This is a genomic window from Paraburkholderia sp. 2C (assembly GCF_054589215.1).
Genome location: NZ_BAAILL010000052.1, coordinates 1 through 236 on the forward strand (window position 1 = coordinate 1; position 236 = coordinate 236).

The 236-nt window shown below is 71.6% G+C and carries 1 protein-coding gene; it reads right to left on the minus strand.

Annotated features, from left to right (window positions below):
• Nucleotides 1-236: hypothetical protein (locus ACYPXD_RS28840; protein WP_459719733.1), on the minus strand; the 236-nt coding region annotated here is incomplete at both ends.

The window sequence follows — 236 nt, forward strand, 5'->3', positions numbered from 1 at the left end:
GCGCGCAGGCTCGCGAATGCGGCGAAACGCGGTCCGCTCCACGGCTTCGCCTCGCGTAATCTTGCCAGCAATGCGGCGCCGTTGGCGGTGTCGCCGGCCAGCACGAAGCCGTCGATCACGTTGTCGCGCCAGATGGCGCGCCTGTCCAGTCCGCGCCGCGCGTCGCGGTATTCGAGCGTGTCGTCGCCGGACGGCAGCTCCAGTGCCGCGTAGACGCGCTCGAGCCACCCCTGCGG